Below are 24322 nucleotides of genomic sequence, written 5' to 3'. Positions count from 1 at the left end.
GTTTCTTATAGAACGTCTGAAAAATGAGGTTTCAATCGTTTAAAAATAATTGAACCAACTAATAACATTCCTAAAGTAAATATCCAAAAATAAAGCCCTAATGCCCAATGCTCCCAAAACCATCCCTCACTCAAGAAAGATTCTCGGTATCCTTGAATAACGTAATAGAGAGGGTTAAGTTTCAAAAACTGAACAACTCTTGGAGAAAATTGGCTTGGTGACCAAAGAACTGGAAGTGTCCACATAACTGTTTGTAAGATAATGCTTATAAATTGCATTACATCAGGTAAAAATGGTTGAATTGAAGCTGTAATCCAAGTAAGACCCGTTAAAAAAGCACCTAAACAAAACAAATAATAAAGAAGTTGAACTGTTTGTAAAGTAGGTGTAAAGCCATTTAGAATACAAATAATCAAAGTAATAAATATAAAAAATAGATGTGTATACAAATTAGCTAATATTTTTGTTGTTGGCAAAATACGAATATTGAACACAACTTTTTTCACCAGATACGTATATTCTCTAAAAACATTGGTGGCTGACGTCAGTGAATCTGAGAAAAAGAACCATGGGACAATACCAGTAATTAGAAAAACTATAAAAGGATACTTTCCGTCTGTTAGACCGGCCTTAATCCCGTAACCAAAAACAAACCAATAAGTTAGTACTGTAACCAACGGGTTAATAAACGCCCAAAAGATACCAAAAAAAGAGCCCGCATACCTAGCTTTAAAATCATTTATTGAAAATTGTAATACTAAACGTTTGTTTCTGTAGATATCTCTTACAAAAGAAAAAAGATCTTTAATCATTTGAATTTATTCCTTCCGACACAAATTTATTTGTCTTTTTTGTTAACTTTAGCTATCGTTCGCAAATCTCACCTTCTCAACTTACTTTTATATTATTTAATTAGCAATAATCCTTTAAAAAAAGAAACTTTCCGTTTATAGATTAACAGTACCATTCTACTTAAAAATGCACTATAAATCAAGTTTTCCTATTAATATAATAAGAGAGGCTTAAAGAACTCTTATCTTTTTAGATATTTTTTGTCTTTCTAATCAAAGCAAAAAAAGGCTTAAGCATGAAAATCAAGCTTAAGCCTTAATACGTTGAAAATAAAATGATAGACTTTTGTTTAAGAAATTAAAAAGAAACTTTTTCAGCATTTCCGTTACGTCTTGTTACTAACCCATTTTTACTGTAAAGATAAACATGAGCAGTATAGTTACTTGTACTATTTTGGTGATCTTTTTTATTAACTGTAACTTTATAAGTACCGTTAGATTGTTTAATTGCAGGATACCACTTGATATCTTTTTGATTTTTATCTGTCCAAACAGGAACCTCTAATTTATCAACGCCTGATACAGTATCCACTTCCATAACAACATCAAATGTCCCTTTTGACTTATTGACATTTTGCGTAGAAACTTTTAACACAGGTTCTGTCACCGTAAAAGAATCATTAGAAATCATTTTCATTCTTCCGTTTACCAATTTAACATAAGTATGCACAGTATACGGACCAACAGATTTGTGTTTATTTACATTGACCTTTGTGCTGTAAGAGCCATCTGTATTCCTTTTACCATTATACCAAACTATATCATCTTGCCCATATTCGTTGCTCCAAGTGGCAAAATATACAGCAGCTGGCGTACCAAATGCCCCCATAGTAAACTTCGTTTTTGCTTCAAAATTGATCTCTTTGCCATCTATATTTTGTATAGAAGTTTCACCTGTGATTCCATCAAGTTTTACTTCTGTTGTGCCAATAGAGCTTGCTGTGCGCAATCCATTTTTCCCGTAAAGATAAACATGAACTCTGTAAATACCGTCATTGAAATTATGATTGCTTATTTTGGCTGTTGTTTTATACGTGCCATTTGATTGTAAACTAGCATCATACCACTTTATATCTGACTGATTTGCGACACTCCAAATCGGCACTTGAATTTTGTCCACTCCTGATTTAGAAGAAGGATTAATAATAACATCAAATGTTCCTTTTGAAATATCAACTTTACCGATAGAAGCTTCAAAGCTTGGTTTTGTCACAACAAATGAGTCCTGTGATATAGCTTTCATTGTACCATTAGGCAGTTTAGCATAGGTATGAACGCTGTAATTTCCAGCTGATTTGTGTTTACGTATATCAAACTCTGCTGTATAAGAACCTGCCCCAGTTTTTTTTGCTGTATACCAAACTATATCATCTTGACCGTTCTCATCACTCCACACAGCATGTTGCAAAGCAGTTGGTTCAGCGTATTCACCCATTGATATAGTGGAATTAGCTTTAAATGTTATATCTTTCCCATCTATATCATCAATCATGATCGTTCCACTAGTTCCTTTTAATTTCACTTCAACTGTACCAACAGATCTAGCAGATGATAAATTATTATTAGTATAGAGGTAAGCATGAACTCGATAAATTCCTTGATTATAATTATGATTACTAATCTTTACTCGAGCTTTATATGTTCCATCACTTTGAAGAGTGGCATCATACCATTTAATGTCTGATTGATCCGATTTACTCCAAGAAGGAACTTGAACTTTTTTAACTCCTGATTTTGTTATCGGATTAACGATAACATCAAACCCTCCATTTGAATATTGCCCAATAGAAGCACTCAAAGAAGGTGAAGAAATAGTAAAATTACTGTTATTGAGCATTATTTTAGATGAACTATTTGTACTCATTTGGGCATAGGTATGAACAATATAGGTACCATCTGTTGCGTGATTCGCTATATTTACATTTGTACTCCAAAAGCCGTTACTGTCACGTTTCCCTTCGTACCAAATTAAGTCATCTTGACCATTTTTATCCGACCACACTGCAAAATAGACTTTATATGGTATAAACCTACCAGAATCTACAGTTGCAGAAAGATTCATCATATTTTCTTTACCGTCTATATCTTTAATAGTCGTTTTTCCAGTGACATTCACGCTACCGTCCCAGCCATTTCCAGTAAACAAACCTGTATAATCAGTATTAATATCAAATGGATGGGCGATTCCTGGAAAATAAAAATTAGATGACCATTGCCAAGAAGAATAATCATTGTTCCAGTTTTGTGATGCAGTAGGTGTATAAGGATATTGCGCGACCCAAATATTATTTTTTCCAAATTGATTTACGTTAAAAACACCCCCAGCCTCACTTAACCAACTTCTTGATAGGTAGTAAGCCACATTATTATATCCTAGAGAATTTAACATTTCTTTGAAGGCTTTAGTGTTGGCGTTTAATGAGGAATTTGACATTTTTGACTCTTCTATATCTGAAACCATAACCGTCTCTTTAGGTAAGTTTAGCAATTGCGCTTTGCTTGCAAAATATCTTGCTTCAGCTTGAGCTGAAGCTGTTGAAGTATAATGACTATAATGATAAGCAGATACTTTTAATCCTGCAGCTAAGGCATTTTGAATTTGTGATTGAGCAAATGGATTCAAATATGTTGTTGCTTCCGTCAGCTTGACAACCACCCCTTTTATTCCATAGCCTTTCATCATACGATATTGATCAACTGTAATCGTAGCGTTATGAGAAGACACATCAATAAAGCTAACTGTTGGACGATTTGCTTCTCCGGCATTTACTCGATCAATTGTTGCTCTTGTTTCTCTTTTTGCTCGACTAACGGCTGGAGGATTTAAGTCAGAACGACTTGAGGGTACATTCTCATAATAATCTTCAAAAGACATTATTTCATCTTGTGTAGGTTCAGTAGATTTGTTAACTTCTTGGCTTTCAGTTGTTTCGAAAGTCTGCTCAGATGAGCTAGTACTTATTTCCGACAATAATTGAGAAGACTGTTGTAATTCATTGCTAGATGATACTTCATCCTCAGCACTTACAGGTATTGTGTTAATTGTAGATACACTCAATAGCATTAGCATAATTATATATTTTTTCATAATTTTTATCATTCCCTCATCCTTTTACATACTCAGCATCGACAACTTTTTTACACTATCTTATTTTCTTTATCTTTCCCCAAAATAGCATATAATTTTTCAATCTTCAGCAGTTTTGTCGATAATAATATGCCCAATACTGCCACATATAAGATTCCATAAATTAGAATAAGACAAAAAATATTATTAATAGAGATAACCTTGAATATTAGAAACACAACTATCCATAGAATAAGATTGAATACTATTATCTTCACTATTTCTTTATTGATTAGATTGAATAAAATCTTTTTCATAAATAAAGCTGAAATCAACATAGTAAAAAATGTACATAAAATACTTGAAATTGCTGTTCCTATAATTCCATAATAATTCGTCAAAATAATACAAGCAGTGATGTCAAGTACTAACATTATTAACGCCAGCCATGTTGAGAACTTTTTCTCGTTTGTAGAAGAAATGATCATGTTCGTCATTACTGCTACGCCCATAAAAAAGTGTGAAAATGCGAGGATAGCTAATGTCATAGTCGCTTCTTTATACTCTGGACTGTAAAAAACAGATAGTAATGTACCGCTTGATGCAGAAATTATGCAAGTTATCGGCATAATAAATGCAACTATAATTAACATCATATCACGAACTGTCTTTTTCATCCGGTCAATATTTCCAGCAACATACATTGCAGTGGTCGTTGGCAAAATAATCGTAAAAAATGCAGATAACAAGAAATAAGAAACTTTACCAAAATTTACGGCTCCAGTGTAATAACCTGCCATGTCCTTATCAGCAACCACTGATTTAACGACTAAAGTATCCACACTTAACACTACCGAAACAATAATAAAGAATAAAGAAAAGCTAAAGACACTGTGTATATAACTTTTGAAAGGTATCTTCGCTTTAAAATCAGCTATAAGATCTCTTCGATTCCTAATAATGGTAATAATCCCAACAATTAGCGCTACAAATATCGCAAATAAGAACCCCATAACTGTACCAATAACAGGATCCGTAAACACATAAATAACAAATGGGATTACGCTTAATTTTGCAATCGCATAAAAAATGCCTATCCAAGCACTCGAAACAAAATGTTTCAAACCATCATTGATTCCCAACGATAACACATAAATACCATTAATTGGAATAATAAACGCTACATACTTCAAATAAACCGAAAAGGACTGATCATTTAAAACATTTGCAAAAACTGGCGCACCAAAAAAATTTATTGAAAACAGAACACTAATCAGAAGAAGTTGAAATACTAAACTTTTCAGTAATAAATCTTTAATATTATATCTTTTTTTTGATAATTCTTTGGAAAGAGACTGTCTGACACCATTATTCAAAAACAAATACTCAAAATCCAAAATAGTAATAATCGTACCTACTATACCATACTGAGCAGGTGTCATTACTGAGCCCAAAAAGTAATGCATGATATAACCGGTCAAGACAAATAAAACATTATAAATGATATTAAAAAGTAATCCTTGATACATAGGGCTTCTCCTCAATTTCTTTCATGATTGATTCATTCACTCAGCTTTTATGGTCACTATAATCTTCCCTTAAATAATCGGAGGTAATTTAGGAAAGATTATCAAAAATCTGTTTATATTTTTTACCGATTTCAATAAAATCAAATTCTTCTGCTTTTAACCTTGCCTTTTTCCCCATATCTAAACGCCTGTTCCTCTCACTTAATAATTCGTTTAACTTACTTTCCAATTCTTGAACATCGCTAGGTTCAACCAAAAAGCCATTCACATTATCTTCAACAGCTTCATTAATTCCTCCTACATCGGAAGCAACAACGGGTACTCCTGAAGCCATCGCTTCTATCAAAGCAACAGGCAGACCATCTTTATCTCCGTCTTTTGCAACAACAGATGGTACACAAAAAATGTCACAGGACGCATTGATAACCGCAAGTTCATCTTTATTCTTAGAACCAACAAACCGAATATCAGCTTGTACATGGTTAGCTTCCTGCATTAACACTTCTTTTTCTGGTCCATCTCCTACAATAATTAAAACGGCGTCAATTTTTGCCATAGCCCGAATTAAATACTTTGCGCCTTTTTTTTCTGCAAGTCGCCCTACAAATAAAATGACTGGCTTACCATTAGTTTCAAAAAAATTATCTTGTCGATATTTAGGTGAAAATTTCGTTAAATCGACACCCATAGGAATTACTTCTGCTTTTTCATACCTATATTCTTTTTCCAGATGTTCTTTTAGATCTTTTGACACAACGGTTACAGCTGACGCTTTTAATAACGTTCTCATTTTCATTTTTTTAATAAAGCCTTTGTTCAAAGAAGTAACATCGCCACCAAGACCAGTCAAAACGAAGGGCTTTTTAAAAAACTGTTGGATAATTCCTTGTGGAATCAACCAGTTTGAATGAACAGCATCCACTTTTTTCATTTCTTTTCGAATAGCAAAATACATTGCGATAAACATAAATGGAACAAGTAATGCTCTAGATTTTTTTTCTTTGATACGAGGAACGATTGCGCCAGGATAAGCCAACGTCTCTAGCTTCTTTATCGGAAAATAACGATAACGAACAACATGCAATCCTTCCATCTCTTCTTTGTTCAACGCTCCATATGTACTAGGAACTAAAACAGTGACATCATAGTATTTTGCATATTCTTTACATAAGTCATAAATAAACTTAGGTTCCGTATCATCTTGCCATCTAGGAAAAGTGGAAGCTGTGACTAGTAATTTTTTCATTTAGCATTCCTTTCTACTTCTAGAAAATAATCAATCAAATATTTTACGCCATCAGTAATTGAAATCATATTTTTATTGTCGGTAATTTCAAGATAACGTTGAATATCTAAAACACTAAAATCTACATCAACGTCTCGACTTTCTTTGTATTCAATATTAAATTTTTTCCCTGAAACTTGTTCTATAATTTCTATAATCTCAATAATTGAATGGCCTTTACCATAACCTAAATTAAACAGTTTATTTTTACCTTCATAATTTGAAATACTTAAGATCCCCTTAATCGCATCGTCTATATAAATATAATCTCTAACAATATTACCATCACCAAAAACAGTGATACCAATATCATTAATTATATTGTAGGTAAATTTAGTAATTATGCCAAGACTCCCTAGTGGATTTTGACCTGGACCATAGGGATTTGCCAAACGAACAATCCTATAATCCAATCCAAACTCACTTCCATAAAGTTGTAAGTACTTCTCAATAGTCAGTTTTTGGACGCCATAAGAACTAATCGGATTGGTGGGATCATCCTCTTTAAATGGTTTACCTAAACTTTTACCGTACACTGTTCCACCAGAGGATATAAATATTACTTTTTTCACATTATTTATTTTACAAGCATCAAACAGTCGCAATGAAGCAGCTACATTTTCATCTAATTCTTGCGCAAAACTGATTTCCGTAGAAGGAATCGTTGTACTTATCAAATGAAAAACAACATCTATTTCTTTTGTTAAGCTACAAAAATCATAATCTCTTGAAAAAATACCTGATACAAACTCAAATCGACCATCTTCATCATCGCTATTATTAAAATTAGAAAAATTACGATCAAATAGACGAATTTTCCCCTTTTCTTCAATTAATTCTTTTGCTATCTTTTTTCCTATAAATCCTGAAGCGCCCAAAATCAAATAATTCATTCATACACTCCCTTTCCAGCCGTTACTTGAAAAATCTTACTAGAGAGACTAAATAATGACGCTTGTCGTTCATTTTTTCGTTGTTTCTTAAGTGAACTACAAATTAGTCTCTTCACTATTTAATGCTTACGATGGTGTTTACTATGATTGGTTTGTATCTTTCTTAAAAGACCAACAAATGAAATACCACCTAAGATAGACAGTATTTGTAAGACTGGTATTGCCCCACTACTATAGTAATAAAGACGACTCATCGTATCTCCAGAGACCCAAGAATATGCCCAAGCAATTCCAAAAAGTAAAACAGCATAAGAGAGGATTAGACCAAGTCCAACTAAAAAAACAGTAATATTTTTTTCTGAATAATCTTTTTTTATAAGGCGCACACCTGAATAAAGGAATCCAATCATTGCAATCAGAATGACGATTGGACTAGTCCATTTATAGAGAGAAATAATACCATTTATTCTTTTTGCCATATAAGTAACTGGCTTATTAAACTCAGCTTCTGGTGTTCCTATGGGATAATTTAAAGGGAAATTAATCAACATTTCAATTTCTCTAACTGCTTCTGGGTCACCACTTACAGTTGTTAAGCTATGCCCAGGATTTATTCCGTCTAACCCAATGCCATATCTAGAATAAAATACATTTTCCCGTAGTGTATGTTTCATTTTAGGAAATACATTTCTCCTTATGTCACTCCAAGTTTTTGCAGGAGAGGATGCTGAAACAGATAGCCCCTCTGATCTTCTAGTTAGCTGTCCTTGGTCAAACGCTTCCGATAATTCTTCGTGAACTTTTTTAAAGTACTCGTCTGTTACTTTTCCACCTTTTTCACTTTTACCATCAACGATCATCTCTTGTCGATAACCTTGTTCAGCTCGTGCAACTGCTAAACGTAAATCCCAAACAATATTCCCACCAAATATTTCGTGATCTCCACTATCTTCCATCTCAACAGTCATTCCATTTTCAGGATCGTAAAGCCAATCTACTTCTTTTGAAATTTTATTTAATGTAGGGGAGGCTGATAATGCTTCTCTAAAGGTATCTTCTGAAACCCAAATATATTCTTGATTACGTCCGTCATCAATTGAAATCAAATCTGACACAACATTTTTAAAATTTGTTTGCGTATAATCATTAACTGTAAAAACGCCATATTTTTGTAAATTCTGATAACTGATTGCATAAGTACAACCTTGTAAAACTAGAATAGGAATGACAAGAAACATTATTCGATAAACTTTTTCTTTCCAAGGCCTTTTAATAAAAACTAGGAAAATAAAGGTGATTAAAAGAGCCGTGAAGAAAAGTGGTTTTAACCACACACTATCTTCTCGTAGATAAGTAAAGGAACTAAATGAGATCCCTGCTAATAATGCCCAAAAAATCAAGATTTTTTTCGAACGATTTCTGTATAGAAACAATCCAATTAAACTAGCTAATACCAATAATATAAGAGGCATCAATAAAGCATCTCGATACAATCGAAAGCCAAAATGCTTATCTAACATAACTGGACTATAAAGTAAATACAAGTAAATCAATGATTGTCCATATTTATTTTTGACAATTGGAGCAAGAGCGTAAACTAATGCTAGACACGAAGTAATGAATAATAGCATTAGACCTAATGGATAAGGAATTGAGAATTTATTTAGTAATACATAGAAAAAGGAAAACATTGGATTTTTAACGATAGTAATAAAATCGTAATCTCCAAACCAATTACCTTTAATAAATTCAGTAGCTTGAACGACAAACACATGCTCATCAACACCCTTACCAGCCAAAGTAACAGGTGGTATTTTAAATTGAATTATCACTCTGACAAGAGTTAATCCTACGAGTATCATTAACAATATAAAATTAGTTTTCCTTTTATTTGCAAAAATACCCTTTATCCTTGCTAACATTAATTTTTTCACCAGTCTTTCAAAAATTTTAAATTTACCTAATCATTAATTTATACACAAGAAAATCTTTAAAAATAGCGGTTCAATTTAATTTAGTATTTAACTTTGAATAGTCTAAATGATTTAGATAATTAACCAATAAAAAACTTTTCATTTTTATAATTAAAATTGAAACAATAGCATCTGCTTTGTTCCAATTTTCATCACTATTTTATTATACTCTCTTTATAACTTAGTTAAACACTGTTAGTCTTTATTCGTTTGATCGTAATCCATTTTTCTCACTCTATATTGTATATCTTCTAAAATTTTTCTATTCGCAGAAATCAAATCTGCTTGTAAGCCAATAACAAATGTTTGGAAACCAATTAATAATAGTATACTCGCTAAAATAAGGGATTGAATGTGACCATTTCCTGTCCCCATGATGAAGAATATAAGAAAACGAATTCCTATAATAGCACCTACTCCAAACAATACACTCCCTAGAAATGTAAAAAACATTAACGGTTTATACATCATAAATGCACGAAGGATCGTTAACATTGATTTTTTGACGTAACCAAACATGCTACTAAACAATCTTGATGGTCTTAATTCGCCATTCGTTCTAATCGGAACAGAAGTCATTGAAATCTTATTTCTACCAGCTTGAACAATGGTCTCTAAGGTGTAGGTATACTCATTAGCAACGTTCATTTGCATAGCAGCTTCTCTACTATATGCTCGAAATCCACTCGGTGCATCCGGAATATCTGATTTTGAAGCTTTTCTAACAACCCAACTACCAAATTTTTGTAATTTCTTCTTTAAAGGTGAAAAGTGTTCTGTTTCAGCGATTGGTCGTTCTCCAATCACAATATCTGCTTTTTCTTCTAAAATCGGTTGTACTAATTTTTCAATATCTGAACCATTGTATTGATTATCTGCATCCGTGTTCACAATAATATCAGCTCCATTACGTAAGCAAGCATCTATACCCGCCATAAAGCCTTTTGCCAACCCTTTATTGCGTTTAAAATTCACAATATGGTTAACACCCCATTTTCTTGCAACTTCAACAGTATTGTCTTTACTTCCATCATTGATAATCAGCACTTCAATATCATCAATTCCATTGATTTCCTTTGGCAAATCATTCAATGCAATTTCCAGTGTTTCTGCTTCATTATAACAAGGAATTTGAATTATTAATTTCATTAATTTCATCCTTCTTTTGTCTATTTTATCTTTGGCAAATATCCCTTGAAAGAATACCACGTCTTACTTTCTATTTCAAGCAAGCATACATATCCTTGTGACTGCAGTATCCATTGATATTTTGCTGTATAGATTCTAAGCTATGCCTTAATCGCGATTAAATATGTCTCGTGTATAGATTTTATTTAATACATCTAACAGATCGTTTTCTATACGATTTGTTACAATGACATCTGACTCATTTTTAAACTCTTGTAATTCTTTGACCACTCTTGAATTATAAAATGTATCTTCCTCAAAAGTAGGCTCATAAACGATAACCTCAACACCTTTAGCTTTTATTCGCTTCATGATGCCTTGAATAGACGAATATCTAAAATTATCAGAATTCGATTTCATTGTTAAACGATAAATTCCTACAACGCTAGGTTTTTTAGCTAATATTTGATTTGCTATGAAATCTTTACGCGTTGTATTCGCATCCACAATCGCTCCAATTATGTTATTAGGAACCTTATCATAATTCGCACGTAATTGTTTTGTATCTTTAGGTAAGCAATAACCGCCATATCCGAAGGAAGGATTATTATAATGCGAACCAATTCTTGGATCTAATCCAACACCTTCAATGATTTGTTTTGCATCTAATCCTCTAACCTCAGCATAAGTGTCCAATTCATTAAAGTAAGCTACTCTTAAGGCTAAATAAGTATTAGAAAATAGTTTTATCGCTTCGGCTTCTGTAGCATGAGTCAACAACACTTCGGCATTCTTTTCAACAGTATTTTCCAAAAACATTGCTGAAATTTGTTCCCCACGTTCAGAACATTCCCCCACAATGATTCTTGAAGGATAAAGATTATCATATAATGCTCGACCTTCTCGTAAAAATTCAGGTGAAAAAATGATATTTTCAGTTTGATACTTTTTCTTCAAAGTATCTGTATAGCCAACAGGTACAGTTGATTTTATAATAAATACAGCATCTTTACGAATAGCAAGCGCTCGTTCAATAACATTTTCAACAGTAGATGTATCAAAATAATTTTTTTCTTCATTATAGTCTGTTGGCGTCGCAATAATTAAATATTCTCCAAATCTTACCGCCTCTTCAAAATCCTTTGAAAAATCGATATTTAAATCATTTCTATCTAGAAACGTATGTATTTCTGTATCTTCTAAAGGAGAAATGCCTTCATTTAATAAGTCAATTTTTTCGTCAACAATATCATAAGCCTTCACCTGTTCCTTTTGACTTAGCAATAACGCATTGGCAAGTCCAACATATCCTAAACCAAAAATAGAAATCTTTTTCATTCTGTATTTCCTCCAATCAGTATCCTTTTATGAATTCAATTCAATAATTATAACGTAGATATTAGTAAAATAAAAGATACTATAGTTTAAATACCGTTTCCGGCTAACACAATGAACTATGTATGAGGCAAGCAAAGTGTTTTCTACTTGCCTTTTTCTAAATTAATCCAACATCATTTGCAACGCTTCTTGCCAAGTCGGAATTTCAAATCCTAAGGCTTTCGCTTTACTAATATCCATCACCGAATATTTAGGTCGAATTGCTTTTTGTGGAAATTTACTTGAGTCAACTGGTAGGACTTCTACTTTGGTATCTTTCAAAATTTCCTTTGCAAATTCATACCAGCTGCAGCTATTATCATTTGACAGATGGTATACGCCATAGGGAGCATTTTCTTTTATGACAAACACCATAAATTCTGCTAAGGTTCTAGTCCAGGTCGGACGTCCAAATTGATCATTGACTACCGTCAATTGATCCCGCGTTTCAGCTAATTTTTGCATTGTAAAAACAAAATTATGACCATACTGGCCAAACACCCAAGAAGTCCGTATAATGTAATATTTTTCCATCGATTTTTGAACGATTTGTTCCCCTAGCAATTTTGTACGGCCGTACTCATTTTGAGGATTTGTTTGATCATCAACCTTATACATCTCTTCTTTTTTTGTGCCATCAAATACATAATCTGTACTGATATAAACTAACGTTGCATCGACAGCCTTGGCAGCATCGACTACATTTTGTGTTCCCTCTACATTAATTTTTTCATCTAGCTCTTTTCCTTCATCCTCAGCTTTGTCCACTGCAGTATAGGCTGCACAATGATAAATCAATTCAGGTTTTAAATCAGTAATAAACGCCATTGTCTGTTCCGCATTTGTAATATCCATTTCTTTTGAGTCAGTCGAAACATATTCTAATCCTTGTTCATCCAATAAATGACGCAATTCTGTTCCTAATTGGCCATTGCCACCAGTTAAAAGTATCATGGTTATTTCCTCCCTCAAGAAAAAAAGCAGGACTTCTCCTGCCTTACTAATTTTTATTTCAGTCACTGTGTCAAAGAGCGTTAACTTTTTTTATCACAAGCTACTGCCCATTTTTAGCATAATTTGCTTCTACAGCAGCTTTATCAGCTGTCCACCAATCAGAATTTTCTGTATACCATTGAATTGTATCAGCTAATCCATCACGGAAGTTCGTAAATTCTGGTGTCCAACCTAATTCTTCGCGTAATTTTGAAGAATCGATTGCATAACGTAAATCATGTCCTGGACGATCATTTACATGCTCATAAGCATCTTTGGGTTGCCCCATTAGCTCTAAAATCAGTTCCATTACAGCTTTATTATCTTCTTCTCCATCAGCACCAATCAAATACGTTTCACCAAGCTTGCCTTTTGTTAAGATTGTCCAAACTGCTGAAGAATGGTCATTTGTATGAATCCAATCACGGACATTTTTACCGGCACCGTATAATTTTGGTGTGATTCCGCTTAAAACATTGGTAATTTGACGCGGAATAAATTTTTCAATATGTTGGTAGGGACCATAATTATTTGAACAATTAGAAATCGTTGCTTTCAGTCCAAACGAACGTCCCCAAGCTTTTACTAATAAATCTGACCCTGCTTTCGTTGAAGAATAAGGACTAGATGGGTTATAAGGTGTTTCAGCTGTGAATTTTTCGCCTTCCCCCTCACCATGTCCTGGTAAGTCTTCACGTAATGGTAAATCCCCATACACTTCATCTGTGGAAACATGGTGATAACGTACGTCGTGTTTACGACATGCTTCAATTAGTGTATATGTCCCAATGATATTAGTTTGTACGAAAGGAAATGGGTCATTCAATGAGTTGTCATTATGAGATTCTGCTGCATAGTGAACCACAGCATCTGTATTTTTGACCAAACGATCAACCAATTCAGCATCTGCTATATCTCCGACAACTAATTCAACGCGATCGGTTGGTAATCCTTCAAGATTTTTTTCGTTCCCAGCATATGTCAACTTATCTAATACAGTAACATGAACTTCGGGATGATTGTTCACTACATAATGAACAAAGTTTGATCCGATGAAACCAGCTCCACCAGTAACAATAATGTTTTTCATCTTCAAGCTCGCTCCTAGTCTTTTATATTTCACCGTAAATAAACGGATTTTCTGATTCAAATTCTTTTAAGGTTGGATGCTTCTTGTCTTTTTCAGATGTGATTGCTTTTTCAATAGCAATCGGCCATTCAATTGCTAAATCAGGATCATCAAAGGCAATCCCACCGTCAGCCGCTGCATTATAATAATTATCACACTTATACATAAAGTTAACATCTGGCGTCAAAGTAACAAAGCCATGTGCATAGCCTTTAGGAACTAATAATTGACGATGATTATGTTCTGATAGAATATACCCTTCCCATTGTCCATAAGTTGGGCTTCCTTTTCGGATATCAACGATGACGTCTAGCACCGCACCAGTAACTACACGAATCAATTTGGTTTGAGCGGCTTCACCTTTTTGAAAGTGCAACCCACGTAGTACACCGGCTTCACTGGATAACGAGTGATTGTCTTGGACAAAATCGAAATCTAATCCTTGTTCAGTAAACTTTTCTTTAGAATAGCTTTCAGTGAAAAAACCACGATGGTCTCCAAAAACGTCCATTTCGATTATTTTTACATCTTTCAGCTTAGTATCCATAATTTTCATTATCTATTCGCCCCTACTCTGTTTCTGCTAATCGTAATAAGTATTGTCCGTAACCATTTTTTTTCAGAGGTTGGGCCAATTCAACTAATTGTTCTTTCGTGATGTACTTCATTCGATAAGCAATTTCTTCTAAACAAGCTACCTTTAAATTTTGGCGCTTTTCAATTGTTTCAATAAATGTTGATGCTTCTAAAAGAGACTCATGGGTGCCAGTATCTAACCAAGCAAAACCACGACCCATCAATTCAACAGATAGATTATTTTTTTCCAAATAAACTTTATTGACGTCTGTGATTTCTAGTTCACCACGATCAGATGGTTTTATGTTTTTGGCAATCTCGATTACCTCATTATCATAAAAATACAGACCTGTTACGGCATAATTTGATTTTGGTTTCTCTGGTTTTTCCTCTATAGAAAGAGCTTGCATATTATTGTCAAATTCAACAACACCAAATCGTTCTGGATCATTTACGTGATAGCCAAAAACAGTAGCGCCATTTTCTTTTGACGCAGCACGCTGCAGCATATTAGATAGACCGCCACCGTAGTATATGTTATCGCCTAGAACAAGACAAACACTATCGTCACCAATAAATTCTTCACCAATAATAAACGCTTGCGCTAGTCCATCTGGGCTTTCTTGTACTGCATATTCAATATGGATTCCAAGATCTTTCCCATCACCAAACAAACTTTCAAAACGTGGAGTATCATCTGGAGTTGAGATAATCAAAATTTCATTGATTCCAGCCAACATCAAGGTTGACATTGGGTAATAAATCATTGGTTTGTCATAAATCGGCATTAATTGTTTTGAGGTTGCCTTTGTTAATGGGTATAGTCTTGTTCCACTTCCGCCAGCTAAAATTATTCCTTTCATGGAAAAACTCCTTTAATTTATTTATTTCGTTTAATTGCTTACGCCACTAAACATTATCGCATTATCATAGAGACTTGTCATGCTTTTTGAGGTTATTTTACAAAACTGTAAAATAACTCTCATTTTACTTTCAGTATTTTTCTCCCTATAAGAGCGATAATGAGTGCCATTCGCCATTTTAATTGCTGATAGCGACTTGCGCCTGTATCAATTTCACTTGCATTACTAGCATGTCTGCGATAAAGAGTAAGTTTTTGTGGAATCATCGCACTTTTGTTTTTTGATGCAGCAATTAGACCAATCCACATGTCATGCATCGGCACATTATTAGGAATGGGTAGTATTTCCTTTTTTAAGGTCCCACGAAACGCCATACCAGCTCCAATGTACTTATTCTTAACGATATTATGAATAAACCCAAGTTTTACATTACGATAATCAAAATAAGAGGCTTCTATTACATCAAGACTCTCATTTACGATCACTAAATCACTAATTACCAAATCTATTTTTGGATGCTTTTGGAAGAAAGCTATTATTATTTGAACCTTTTCTGGTAACCAAACGTCATCTTGGTCTGCTAAAAAAACAAACTCTCCTTGACTTTGTTTAATTGCAAACTCAAAATTAGCGATTACGCCTTTTCCAGGACCTTTAAAAAACTTGATCCGCTGATCTTGCTCCTGATAGTTTTTAATGATATTCAACGTTTCATCTACAGATCCATCATCAGATATTATCAGCTCATCAGAAGGTCCTATTTGAGGCAAAATACTAACAAGTTGTTCTTCTAAATATTTTTCACCATTGTATGTAGCAATACAAACTGAGATCATTTACTTTCCTTTCATTAATGTTCGATATTCTAAGAATGTTCGGCGCCAAATGTTACGATTTTTAACAAATAAAAATTGCTTGACTGCTCTCAAAAACAAATGCCTTCTGTGAGTATAAAATTTATCTTGATCGTATTTTTGATAGAACAACGTTTCTGCACGAATAATCGATTCATACCTTTGACTACTGACCGTTTTATAATCTAACACAGATAAGTCATGCATCAGTTGATGGTCTAAAACGCTGATTTTTTTATTTAGCTGGTGTATTTTCCAAAAAAGCCAATGATCTAAAAAATCCAAAGGAAAAGCTGTGTTAAATGGCGCAATCTTGTCGAGCATCTCTTTTGAAATAGCCGTCCCTGAGTTGATCCCCATGATAGGTTCTGAATAGACACCGACTTTTGGTAACTTAGAGTCACGTCCAATATATTGATCGGAAAATACCGGTGATATCTGTCTCCCATGAGAATGAATAATTGGAACATAGGCGCCAATAGCTTGATTTACTTTTAAATTCAATAATGTCTCAATATAAGTATCATCTAAGAGGGTATCTTGATCCAGTAACAGCAATAAATCGCCTTGAATCTTTTTAAGATACAGACTTCCTTTATTGTATGCCTCAGCTAAGCCTGGATTTGTTTTATCATGGATATACAGGACATTTTCTTTATGAAAAAATTTATTACCTTGTATTTTTTCACTATTATCGTAAACGAATAAATAAACAGACTTATTCTTCTTAATCGCTTTTTTGATAATTTCATAACTGGGGGTTTGTGAAAATTCTGTTCGATATAGAACCAGTGTAATGACTAATTTGTTCTCCACTAGAAAAACCTCCAGCCCCATTTATTAAAGAATTTGACCATTGATTGTAAGAAGATTTTAAATAACTTTTTATTTTTGTGTGCCCCTTTTTCGTATAAATGAATCACCGTTTCAAAAGGTGTATACAAAATTTTATATCCTGCCTTTCCAAAACTCATACAAAGATCGTTGTCTTCAAAATACATAAAGAATCGCTCATCAAAACCACCAATTTGCTTGAATTTATCGACATCAACGACCATTAAACAACCTGATCCCATTTTGATATAAGAAGTTTTATCCTCTGGCAAATCGCGGCATTCATAGTAACTCAAGCGTTTATTAAATAGTTTCTTAACAGATTGAAACGGAATAAAACGAAGCATATAATCAAACACATCTAATTTTTGTCGGACTAAATACTGGGTTGTTCCATCTGAATTTAGTACCTTAGGGCAAACAGCGGCCAATTGCTCTTCTTTTTTTATCCGTTGCATCATCTTGTCTAAAGTATCTTTGGTAATCAAAACATCTGGATTAAAAATAACACCATAACTAGTTTCTACCTCTTGTAAAACCTGATTATGTCCATAGCCAAAGCCTTTATTTTCTTTACAAGCATGCAGTGTAATAAACGAACCATAGCGCTCTAATTTATTTAGATAACTTTGCTCTGACCCATTGTCAAATATATGTATGTCATATTTTGATTTGAACCCTAATTCATTTTTTAAATTATCAAGCACATCAAAAATATGACGGCTATTGTGTGTAACAATGGAAATCGTTATGCTATCATTCATATTTTTGCCCCTCGTTTACAATAAAATCAGGTAAATCATTCAATTTTAAACTGTTTAGCTATATCTTTAGCACACTTGTTAGACGACTAAAACACGCTGTATTGTTTCCATGAATCATTGAACTCACGAGAGGGGAGAAAACTTATTATGTTTTGTCCCGCTCTCACCTTTACTCAGTCTACAAATTATAACAGAGCTTAATAAATCTAAAAAGAAATGCATCGATTATTCACTTTTTCTTAGAATGCTTGCCTAAGCGTTTTTCCATTTGCTGTTGACGGAACTCACGATTTCCAAACATACGTAAAATATACATCAGTGGTTGATGATTTTCACCAACTAAACCAATCATTTCAATAAATAGCTCTAAACCGATTGCGCTGACGGCAATCAATAAAATGGATCCTAAATTACTTGCATAGCTAAACAGCAAAGCCACAAACGAAAAGACTAACGCTAAACCATAAATAGTCATAACTGCCCCTTTGTGTGAAAAACCTAGTGACAGCAAACGATGGTGTAAATGCATTTTATCCGCTGAAGAGATCGGTCGTTTGTTCATTAAGCGTCGAATAATTGCATAGACGGTATCTGTGATCGGTACACCTAAAATGATCATAGGTGTAATGACTGTAATAAACGTAGCATTTTTCAATCCCTGCAATGACATGACCGCAATCATAAAGCCTAAAAACAAAGCCCCAGTATCACCTAGAAACACCTTAGCAGGATAAAAATTATAAGGAAAAAATCCTGCAATACTAGCGACTAAAACAAAAATTACAATTGGAATAAAAACCGTTTTCGCATGGAGGAAAAAATAACCAATTACACCAATTGTTGTTAAACTGATAATGGAAACACCTGATGCTAAGCCATCTAGTCCATCGATCAAATTGATCGCATTAGTGATTGCTAGTATCCAAAATAACGTTAGTGGTAAGCTAAACCAACGTAGGTCGATTTGACCGAAAAAAGGTAAGCTCACAAAATCGATTCGAATCTCTGCTACAAAGTAGATAACTAAGGCACCTAGTAAGATACCCACTGTTTTTTTCTTTGGAGATAACTCATAAATGTCATCGATCAAGCCTGTCACCACTACTATTCCTGCGCCCAAAAGAATCGGCCATATATAATCTATGGGAATAATCGACTGAAATAATACTAAACAAGAAAACGAAAAAACAAAATAAATACCCAAGCCTCCAGCTGTCGGCATATTTTTTGTATTTATCCTTCTTTCACTTGGCGCATCATATGCCCCTATTCTAAAAGCCAACAGCTTTACTATTGGCGTTACAATCAACGATAAGATAAACGTCAGAAATAGACGAATCACAATTTCATAAATAAACATCGACATGATGACCCTACTTTCTTAATGTACATCGTATATTATACCGAATCATTCAACATTTACAAGTTGGAACAGGTGTTTCCGCTGAAGAAGAAAGTCTAATCTCTTATTCTTTTGTTGAATCAAGCAGATTCAGTCTATTTCTTTGATTTTTCTTTAATCTTATCTACTAGACGATTGATCAAGCCATAGCGGTGTTGAATTTTTTCGTTTGATAGATACTCTTTGACTACTGCATTGATAATACCGCCCAAAATAATGATTGTTGCTGCAAAATTCAGCCATAACATCAGGATAATGAAACTTCCAATGATTTGATAGCTGGCGATTTTTGAGCTGAAATATTTGATATATATCCCAAAAGCTTGTGAAAGCAACATCCAACCGACCGTTGCAAAAACAGCACCTGGAATAATCGAACGAAAACTCAGCTTCGCATTAGGAACAACTCGATAAATCAGACACATAATGACAAGTAAAACCAATGACGTAATCGGCCACTTCAACGCTTGGAAGGTATCAATAAAATCAGTTGAAAAATGCAGTATTGGTTGCAGCAAATCTAAAATCGTTTTACCTAAACCTAAAACACCCACAACACCAACGATTGCAATCATAAACAAGAGAATCACAAGTAAAGACATAATACGAACAATAATAAAGTTTTTACGTTGTTCAACACCAAAAGCTTTATTCATTGCCGTCTGCAATGCATTGATACTTTGACTAGCACTCCATAAAGCCGCCAACGCAGAGATTGACAGCAATCCGCCCGAACGTTGTGTAAGCAAAGATTGAATTGCTGGTTTTAAGTCATCGAAAATGGCCTTAGGGATTGCTTCTGCAATGTAAGGCAAGACTTCGTTTGGATCGATATGTAAGTACGGCAGCAAATTCCCCACCGCAATCAATAGAGGAAACAGGGACAAAAGTAAATAATAAGCTACCACGACCGACGTATTGCCAATCTCTGAATCAACCATGCGATGCTGTGTTGTTTCAATAAAACGCATAAGGTTTTCATTTTTTTTTACTTTGTCCACCAGTTTCATAAAATTCTCCTCTAATCGATTAGTATGTTCCTTCTTCTCCTTGAGAAGTTAAAATTTTAGGACCATCTTTTGTTATAGCTAGTGTATGTTCAAATTGACAACTTATGCCACCATCTAAAGTATATGCTGTCCAGCCATTTGGATCCATTTTCATACGCCAAGTTCCTGTGTTGATCATAGGCTCGATCGTAATGACCATTCCTTCTTTCAAGCGTAACCCTTTACCAGCCTCGCCATAATGAGGAATAACCGGGCTTTCATGAATGGTCGGTCCAATGCCATGGCCTACAAAGTCTCTTACTACAGATAGATCTTCACTTTCTACGTATGTTTGAATTGCGTGTCCAATATCTCCAATGCGATTACCGACTTTTGCTTGCTCAATCCCTAAATAGAGAGCTTTTTTAGTGACTGCCATCAAATGATCTAATTCTGGCGTAGAGTTGCCCACTACATAAGCCCAGCAAGAATCTGAAACTGCTCCTTTTAGATCGATACACATGTCAACTTTGATCAAATCGCCGTCTTTTAACGGTTTTTTCCGAGGAAAGCCATGACAAATTTCATCATTGATACTGCAACATGTTGCATATTTGTAATCTTCAAACCCAATTTGTGCTGCAATTCCACCACGGCTTTCAATAAAGTCTCTAACAAATACTTCAATATCCCAACTCGTCACTCCTGGTTTTATAAACGTACGTAAGTGACGGTGTACATCTGCCAATAATTCTCCAGATTCATCCATCATTTCAATTTCTCTTGGTGATTTTAGTGTAATCATTTACTATCGTCCTCCTAAATTTAAAAGCTGAAAGAGCTTGGTCCGCCTTGACTGGAAAATAAAAAAATAAATCTGGTGCTCCTTACCACAACTATTTTTATCTTTTTCCCGAAACCTTCAATCCATAGAGTTTTAGCTCTTAGGAATTGATACGATTGGGGCAGCGCTTAGTGACTAGCCCACGTAGCTAGATAATCTTTATCTAAGAGTATTTTATCATATTTTATGAAAATTTCACTGAAAAGTAGTTGTTAAAAATCGTTTACTTTCAAATTCCCTCCTCTCGCCTTCCATAAACGGTGCTATATAAGCCGATTCTTCTCCTCTAAGAATCATTTTGTAATTTACATGTCCTTTGTTCTTCTGATATAATCAAAGTGGTATTATTTGAAGGAGGAAATCCAATGACCTTAGCTAAAATCGTTTATGCAAGCATGACTGGAAATACAGAAGAAATCGCAGATATCGTCGCTGAAGCCTTTGAAAATTTAGATATTGAAGTTGAAATCAACGAGTGTACTCAAGTTGATCCTGAGGACTTTGAAGATGCAGATATTTGTGTTGTCGCAACCTATACTTATGGTGATGGCGAATTACCAGATGAAATCGTCGATTTCTATGAAGAGTTACAAGAAATCGATTTATCTGGAAAAACATATGGTGTCTGCGGTTCTGGCGATACATTTTACGATGATTTTTGCAAATCAGTAGATGATTTTGATGCTGTTTTCACAAAAATTGGGGCTGTAAAAGGCGCAGAAAGTGTAAAAGTCGATCTAGCAGCTGAAGAGGAAGATATTCAAAATCTTGAAGCCTTTGCTAAAAAGTTATCAGAAGCAGTAAAATAAAAAATCGAACAAATGGAGGCAGGAATAAAACTTAATGGGTTTTACTCCTGCCTCCTCTTTCAATTAGGTTTAAATATCGATATCGATTGGCTCTTCCCGCTGTAAAATCTGATCGATCGCTTCTTTCATCAACTGTTCAATTTGTTGATCACTTGGACGAATGATGCCAGAAGTCATCAAGGCTGCGATGCCTGTTGCAACGATCCATGTGCCCATATGAAGTGAATTGATTTGTGTATCACTTAGTTTCTTATACACAGGATCTTGCTTGACTGCATTCGAAAAGTAACTATAGGAAAATTCCTGCATTCTTTTTCCGCCGCCATATTCTTCTAAATACAACGAACGATATAATTTGCTTTCATTTTTAGCAAAGTGAATATAATTCAAGGCTAGATCCACAATTGTATTTCCAGTATGAGTCACAGGGAATACTTCTTTTGCTAAATATTGATGAATCTTTTCAAATAGCTCTTCTTTTAAATCATCCATATTTTTAAATTCTAAGTAAATTGGTTGTGTTGAGCATTTCATTTTGGTTGCAATGTTCCGTGCGGTGAATTTCGAAAAGCCTTCAGTGGCCACTACTTCGTATGCAGCATTTAAAATCTGATCTTTAGTAATCGTTTTTTTTCTTGCCATAATCTTCCAATCCCCTCTGCCTATCCTTTAGAACGCTTCCATATAAATACTATAGTTATTGTAACACGATTTGTTTAATCTGCAAAATACTAGTCCTTCAATTTATATTATTTTATTTATTTGATTAGACTGGACTTTCGAGCGTCTTTTTTACTAATTAAATAATGACTGTAGCCTTCTCGATTGTTTGAGTTCGTACTCTGTACGTGTTATGATATGGACGATTATATGAATGAAAATCTAGGAGGTTATTCTATGACATTACCGAATTTTGATGAGATTTTAAAAAAATACGCTCGACTTATTGTCGAAACTGGTGTCAACGTTCAAAAAGGACAAAGTATCGTTTTACAAATTAGTGTTGATCAGGCGCCTTTAGCCCGATTAATTACAGAAGAAGCCTATAAATTAGGGGCAGGCGAGGTAATTGTCCAGTGGAATGATGATAGTATTCAACGTGAATTCTTATTACATGCAGACGAAAAATTTATAGAAACTGTTCCTCAATATAAAATAGACCAAACTGATGATTGGGTTGCTAAAGGGGCTAGCCGTATCAGTGTTGTCTCAGCCGATCCTGATGCTTTAGCTGGAGTTGATGCAAATCGCGTCGCTACTTTTCAATCAGCTGCTGGAAAAGCATTGGTCAACTTAAGAAAAGCAACACAGTCCAATAAAGTTAGCTGGACAGTCGTTGCAGCTGCTGGAAAACAATGGGCTGAAAAAGTGTTTCCTGATTTGGAAAATAGTGAACAACAGGTTGATGCTCTTTGGAATGAGATTTTTAAAACTACTCGTATTTATGAATCCGATCCAGTTGCAGCTTGGAAAGCCCACGACAATAAGCTTGCCACAAAAGCTGAAGAGTTAAACAAAGAGCAATTTAAAGCACTGCACTATACTGCTCCTGGGACCGACTTAGTCATAGGCTTACCTAAAAATCATTTATGGGAAGGTGCCGGCAGCGATAACGTACGTGGTGAAAAGTTCATGGCCAATATGCCAACAGAAGAAGTCTTTACCGCACCAGATAGACGTCATGTTGACGGTGTTGTTTCAAGTACTAAACCCCTAAGTTATGCAGGAACCACTATTTCTGGAATGAAGTTCACCTTTAAAGATGGAAAAGTTATTGATTTTTCTGCTGAACAAGGTGAAGAGGTACTGGAAAAATTACTAGAAACAGATGAAGGGGCAAGACATTTAGGTGAAGTTGCCTTAGTTCCAGACCCATCTCCGATTTCTCAATCGGGTATTATTTTCTATAATACTTTATTCGACGAAAATGCCTCAAATCATTTGGCTTTTGGCTCAGCGTATGCCTTTAATTTGCAAGGTGGAACAGAAATGAGTGAAGAAGAACTAACAGAGGCTGGTCTAAATCGCAGTCAAACTCATGTTGACTTTATGGTTGGCTCAGATCAAATGGACATTGATGGAATTAGAGAAGATGGTACACGGGTGCCTATTTTCCGTAATGGGGATTGGGCATAAGAGATAATGGTACAAACTAAATCCCT

Annotated in this window: 21 protein-coding genes; 2 read left to right on the top strand and 19 right to left on the bottom strand. The window is 34.4% G+C overall.

The genetic code is table 11. The features are described 5' to 3' along the window. Nucleotides 1–5: 5 nt before the first annotated feature. The 18 genes from BCR24_RS10720 to map all read right to left on the bottom strand — a co-directional run bounded on the left by BCR24_RS10720 (nucleotide 6) and on the right by map (nucleotide 21312). Nucleotides 6–812 (bottom strand): ABC transporter permease, encoded by an 807-nt coding sequence (locus tag BCR24_RS10720; protein WP_069640520.1) that lies wholly within the window; start codon nucleotides 810–812, stop codon nucleotides 6–8. 337 nt (nucleotides 813–1149) lie between these two features. Next, complete coding sequence (locus tag BCR24_RS10715; protein WP_069640519.1) at nucleotides 1150–3951, bottom strand: GBS Bsp-like repeat-containing protein; 2802 nt, start codon at nucleotides 3949–3951, stop codon at nucleotides 1150–1152. A gap of 38 nt (nucleotides 3952–3989) precedes the next feature. After that, on the bottom strand, nucleotides 3990–5447 hold the full coding sequence (locus tag BCR24_RS10710; RefSeq protein ID WP_069640518.1) for an oligosaccharide flippase family protein: 1458 nt from the start codon (nucleotides 5445–5447) through the stop codon (nucleotides 3990–3992). Between the two features lie 88 nt (nucleotides 5448–5535). Next, on the bottom strand, nucleotides 5536–6693 hold the full coding sequence (locus BCR24_RS10705) for a glycosyltransferase (RefSeq protein ID WP_069640517.1): 1158 nt from the start codon (nucleotides 6691–6693) through the stop codon (nucleotides 5536–5538). Further along, the gene (locus BCR24_RS10700) at nucleotides 6690–7625 is read right to left on the bottom strand and encodes an NAD-dependent epimerase/dehydratase family protein (RefSeq protein ID WP_069640516.1); all 936 of its coding nucleotides are present in this window, start codon (nucleotides 7623–7625) and stop codon (nucleotides 6690–6692) included. The genes BCR24_RS10705 and BCR24_RS10700 overlap by 4 nt, the downstream gene beginning before the upstream one ends. A gap of 119 nt (nucleotides 7626–7744) precedes the next feature. Continuing rightward, a complete protein-coding gene (locus BCR24_RS10695; protein ID WP_141707054.1) occupies nucleotides 7745–9559 on the bottom strand; it encodes a hypothetical protein in 1815 nt (604 codons plus the stop codon). A 234-nt stretch (nucleotides 9560–9793) separates the two neighbouring features. Then, nucleotides 9794–10747, bottom strand: coding sequence for a glycosyltransferase family 2 protein (locus tag BCR24_RS10690; RefSeq protein ID WP_069640514.1), 954 nt, complete (start codon nucleotides 10745–10747; stop codon nucleotides 9794–9796). 147 nt (nucleotides 10748–10894) lie between these two features. Beyond that, a complete protein-coding gene (locus tag BCR24_RS10685) occupies nucleotides 10895–12064 on the bottom strand; it encodes a nucleotide sugar dehydrogenase (RefSeq protein WP_069640513.1) in 1170 nt (389 codons plus the stop codon). Between the two features lie 162 nt (nucleotides 12065–12226). Then, nucleotides 12227–13057 (bottom strand): dTDP-4-dehydrorhamnose reductase, encoded by an 831-nt coding sequence (gene rfbD / locus BCR24_RS10680; protein ID WP_069640512.1) that lies wholly within the window; start codon nucleotides 13055–13057, stop codon nucleotides 12227–12229. A 100-nt stretch (nucleotides 13058–13157) separates the two neighbouring features. Continuing rightward, nucleotides 13158–14186 carry a dTDP-glucose 4,6-dehydratase gene (gene rfbB / locus BCR24_RS10675; RefSeq protein ID WP_069640511.1) on the bottom strand — a complete coding sequence of 343 codons (1029 nt, stop codon included), beginning with the start codon at nucleotides 14184–14186 and terminating at the stop codon, nucleotides 13158–13160. A 22-nt stretch (nucleotides 14187–14208) separates the two neighbouring features. Then, entirely contained in the window at nucleotides 14209–14781 is a 573-nt protein-coding gene (gene rfbC, locus BCR24_RS10670; RefSeq protein WP_069640510.1) for a dTDP-4-dehydrorhamnose 3,5-epimerase, read from the bottom strand. 13 nt (nucleotides 14782–14794) lie between these two features. After that, nucleotides 14795–15664, bottom strand: coding sequence for a glucose-1-phosphate thymidylyltransferase RfbA (gene rfbA / locus BCR24_RS10665; protein WP_069640509.1), 870 nt, complete (start codon nucleotides 15662–15664; stop codon nucleotides 14795–14797). Nucleotides 15665–15783: 119 nt separating this feature from the next. Then, nucleotides 15784–16500, bottom strand: a complete 717-nt coding sequence (locus BCR24_RS10660; protein ID WP_069640508.1) for a glycosyltransferase family 2 protein — start codon at nucleotides 16498–16500, stop codon at nucleotides 15784–15786. Next, nucleotides 16501–17334, bottom strand: a complete 834-nt coding sequence (locus BCR24_RS10655; protein WP_069640507.1) for a glycosyltransferase — start codon at nucleotides 17332–17334, stop codon at nucleotides 16501–16503. It lies immediately after the preceding gene. Beyond that, entirely contained in the window at nucleotides 17334–18116 is a 783-nt protein-coding gene (locus BCR24_RS10650; protein ID WP_069640506.1) for a glycosyltransferase family 2 protein, read from the bottom strand. The genes BCR24_RS10655 and BCR24_RS10650 overlap by 1 nt, the downstream gene beginning before the upstream one ends. Before the next feature lie 229 nt (nucleotides 18117–18345). Beyond that, nucleotides 18346–19482, bottom strand: a complete 1137-nt coding sequence (locus tag BCR24_RS10645) for a glycosyltransferase family 4 protein (RefSeq protein WP_069640505.1) — start codon at nucleotides 19480–19482, stop codon at nucleotides 18346–18348. A gap of 131 nt (nucleotides 19483–19613) precedes the next feature. Beyond that, nucleotides 19614–20528: a YihY/virulence factor BrkB family protein gene (locus tag BCR24_RS10640; protein WP_069640504.1), complete on the bottom strand. Its 915-nt coding sequence runs from the start codon at nucleotides 20526–20528 to the stop codon at nucleotides 19614–19616. A gap of 19 nt (nucleotides 20529–20547) precedes the next feature. Continuing rightward, nucleotides 20548–21312 carry a type I methionyl aminopeptidase gene (gene map / locus BCR24_RS10635; protein ID WP_069640503.1) on the bottom strand — a complete coding sequence of 255 codons (765 nt, stop codon included), beginning with the start codon at nucleotides 21310–21312 and terminating at the stop codon, nucleotides 20548–20550. 404 nt (nucleotides 21313–21716) lie between these two features. On the opposite strand from map, the gene BCR24_RS10630 reads away from it, so the two are divergent. Beyond that, nucleotides 21717–22160 carry a flavodoxin gene (locus tag BCR24_RS10630; protein ID WP_069640502.1) on the top strand — a complete coding sequence of 148 codons (444 nt, stop codon included), beginning with the start codon at nucleotides 21717–21719 and terminating at the stop codon, nucleotides 22158–22160. A 69-nt stretch (nucleotides 22161–22229) separates the two neighbouring features. Here BCR24_RS10630 and BCR24_RS10625 read toward each other — a convergent pair whose 3' ends face one another. Then, entirely contained in the window at nucleotides 22230–22802 is a 573-nt protein-coding gene (locus BCR24_RS10625) for a TetR/AcrR family transcriptional regulator (protein WP_069640501.1), read from the bottom strand. Between the two features lie 255 nt (nucleotides 22803–23057). On the opposite strand from BCR24_RS10625, the gene BCR24_RS10620 reads away from it, so the two are divergent. Continuing rightward, a complete protein-coding gene (locus tag BCR24_RS10620; protein WP_069640500.1) occupies nucleotides 23058–24296 on the top strand; it encodes an aminopeptidase in 1239 nt (412 codons plus the stop codon). The last annotated feature ends 26 nt before the right edge of the window (nucleotides 24297–24322 follow it).

Source organism: Enterococcus ureilyticus, assembly GCF_001730315.1.
Taxonomy (GTDB): Bacteria; Bacillota; Bacilli; order Lactobacillales; family Enterococcaceae; genus Enterococcus_L; species Enterococcus_L ureilyticus.
Note: the sequence above shows the minus strand (reverse complement) of the source record. Positions and strands in the feature narration are given on the sequence as shown.

Coding starts and splice junctions, on each gene's coding strand:
- BCR24_RS10720 (WP_069640520.1), bottom strand. CDS start 812: ATGATTAAAGATCTTTTTTCTTTTGTAAGAGATATCTACAGAAACAAA.
- BCR24_RS10715 (WP_069640519.1), bottom strand. CDS start 3,951: ATGATAAAAATTATGAAAAAATATATAATTATGCTAATGCTATTGAGT.
- BCR24_RS10700 (WP_069640516.1), bottom strand. CDS start 7,625: ATGAATTATTTGATTTTGGGCGCTTCAGGATTTATAGGAAAAAAGATA.
- BCR24_RS10645 (WP_069640505.1), bottom strand. CDS start 19,482: ATGTCGATGTTTATTTATGAAATTGTGATTCGTCTATTTCTGACGTTT.
- BCR24_RS10710 (WP_069640518.1), bottom strand. CDS start 5,447: ATGTATCAAGGATTACTTTTTAATATCATTTATAATGTTTTATTTGTC.
- BCR24_RS10690 (WP_069640514.1), bottom strand. CDS start 10,747: ATGAAATTAATAATTCAAATTCCTTGTTATAATGAAGCAGAAACACTG.
- BCR24_RS10685 (WP_069640513.1), bottom strand. CDS start 12,064: ATGAAAAAGATTTCTATTTTTGGTTTAGGATATGTTGGACTTGCCAAT.
- BCR24_RS10620 (WP_069640500.1), top strand. CDS start 23,058: ATGACATTACCGAATTTTGATGAGATTTTAAAAAAATACGCTCGACTT.
- rfbD (WP_069640512.1), bottom strand. CDS start 13,057: ATGATACTTTTAACTGGTGGCAATGGCCAATTAGGAACAGAATTGCGT.
- BCR24_RS10650 (WP_069640506.1), bottom strand. CDS start 18,116: ATGAATGATAGCATAACGATTTCCATTGTTACACACAATAGCCGTCAT.
- rfbC (WP_069640510.1), bottom strand. CDS start 14,781: ATGAAAATTATGGATACTAAGCTGAAAGATGTAAAAATAATCGAAATG.
- BCR24_RS10660 (WP_069640508.1), bottom strand. CDS start 16,500: ATGATCTCAGTTTGTATTGCTACATACAATGGTGAAAAATATTTAGAA.
- BCR24_RS10640 (WP_069640504.1), bottom strand. CDS start 20,528: ATGAAACTGGTGGACAAAGTAAAAAAAAATGAAAACCTTATGCGTTTT.
- BCR24_RS10630 (WP_069640502.1), top strand. CDS start 21,717: ATGACCTTAGCTAAAATCGTTTATGCAAGCATGACTGGAAATACAGAA.
- rfbB (WP_069640511.1), bottom strand. CDS start 14,186: ATGAAAAACATTATTGTTACTGGTGGAGCTGGTTTCATCGGATCAAAC.
- map (WP_069640503.1), bottom strand. CDS start 21,312: ATGATTACACTAAAATCACCAAGAGAAATTGAAATGATGGATGAATCT.
- BCR24_RS10625 (WP_069640501.1), bottom strand. CDS start 22,802: ATGGCAAGAAAAAAAACGATTACTAAAGATCAGATTTTAAATGCTGCA.
- BCR24_RS10705 (WP_069640517.1), bottom strand. CDS start 6,693: ATGAAAAAATTACTAGTCACAGCTTCCACTTTTCCTAGATGGCAAGAT.
- rfbA (WP_069640509.1), bottom strand. CDS start 15,664: ATGAAAGGAATAATTTTAGCTGGCGGAAGTGGAACAAGACTATACCCA.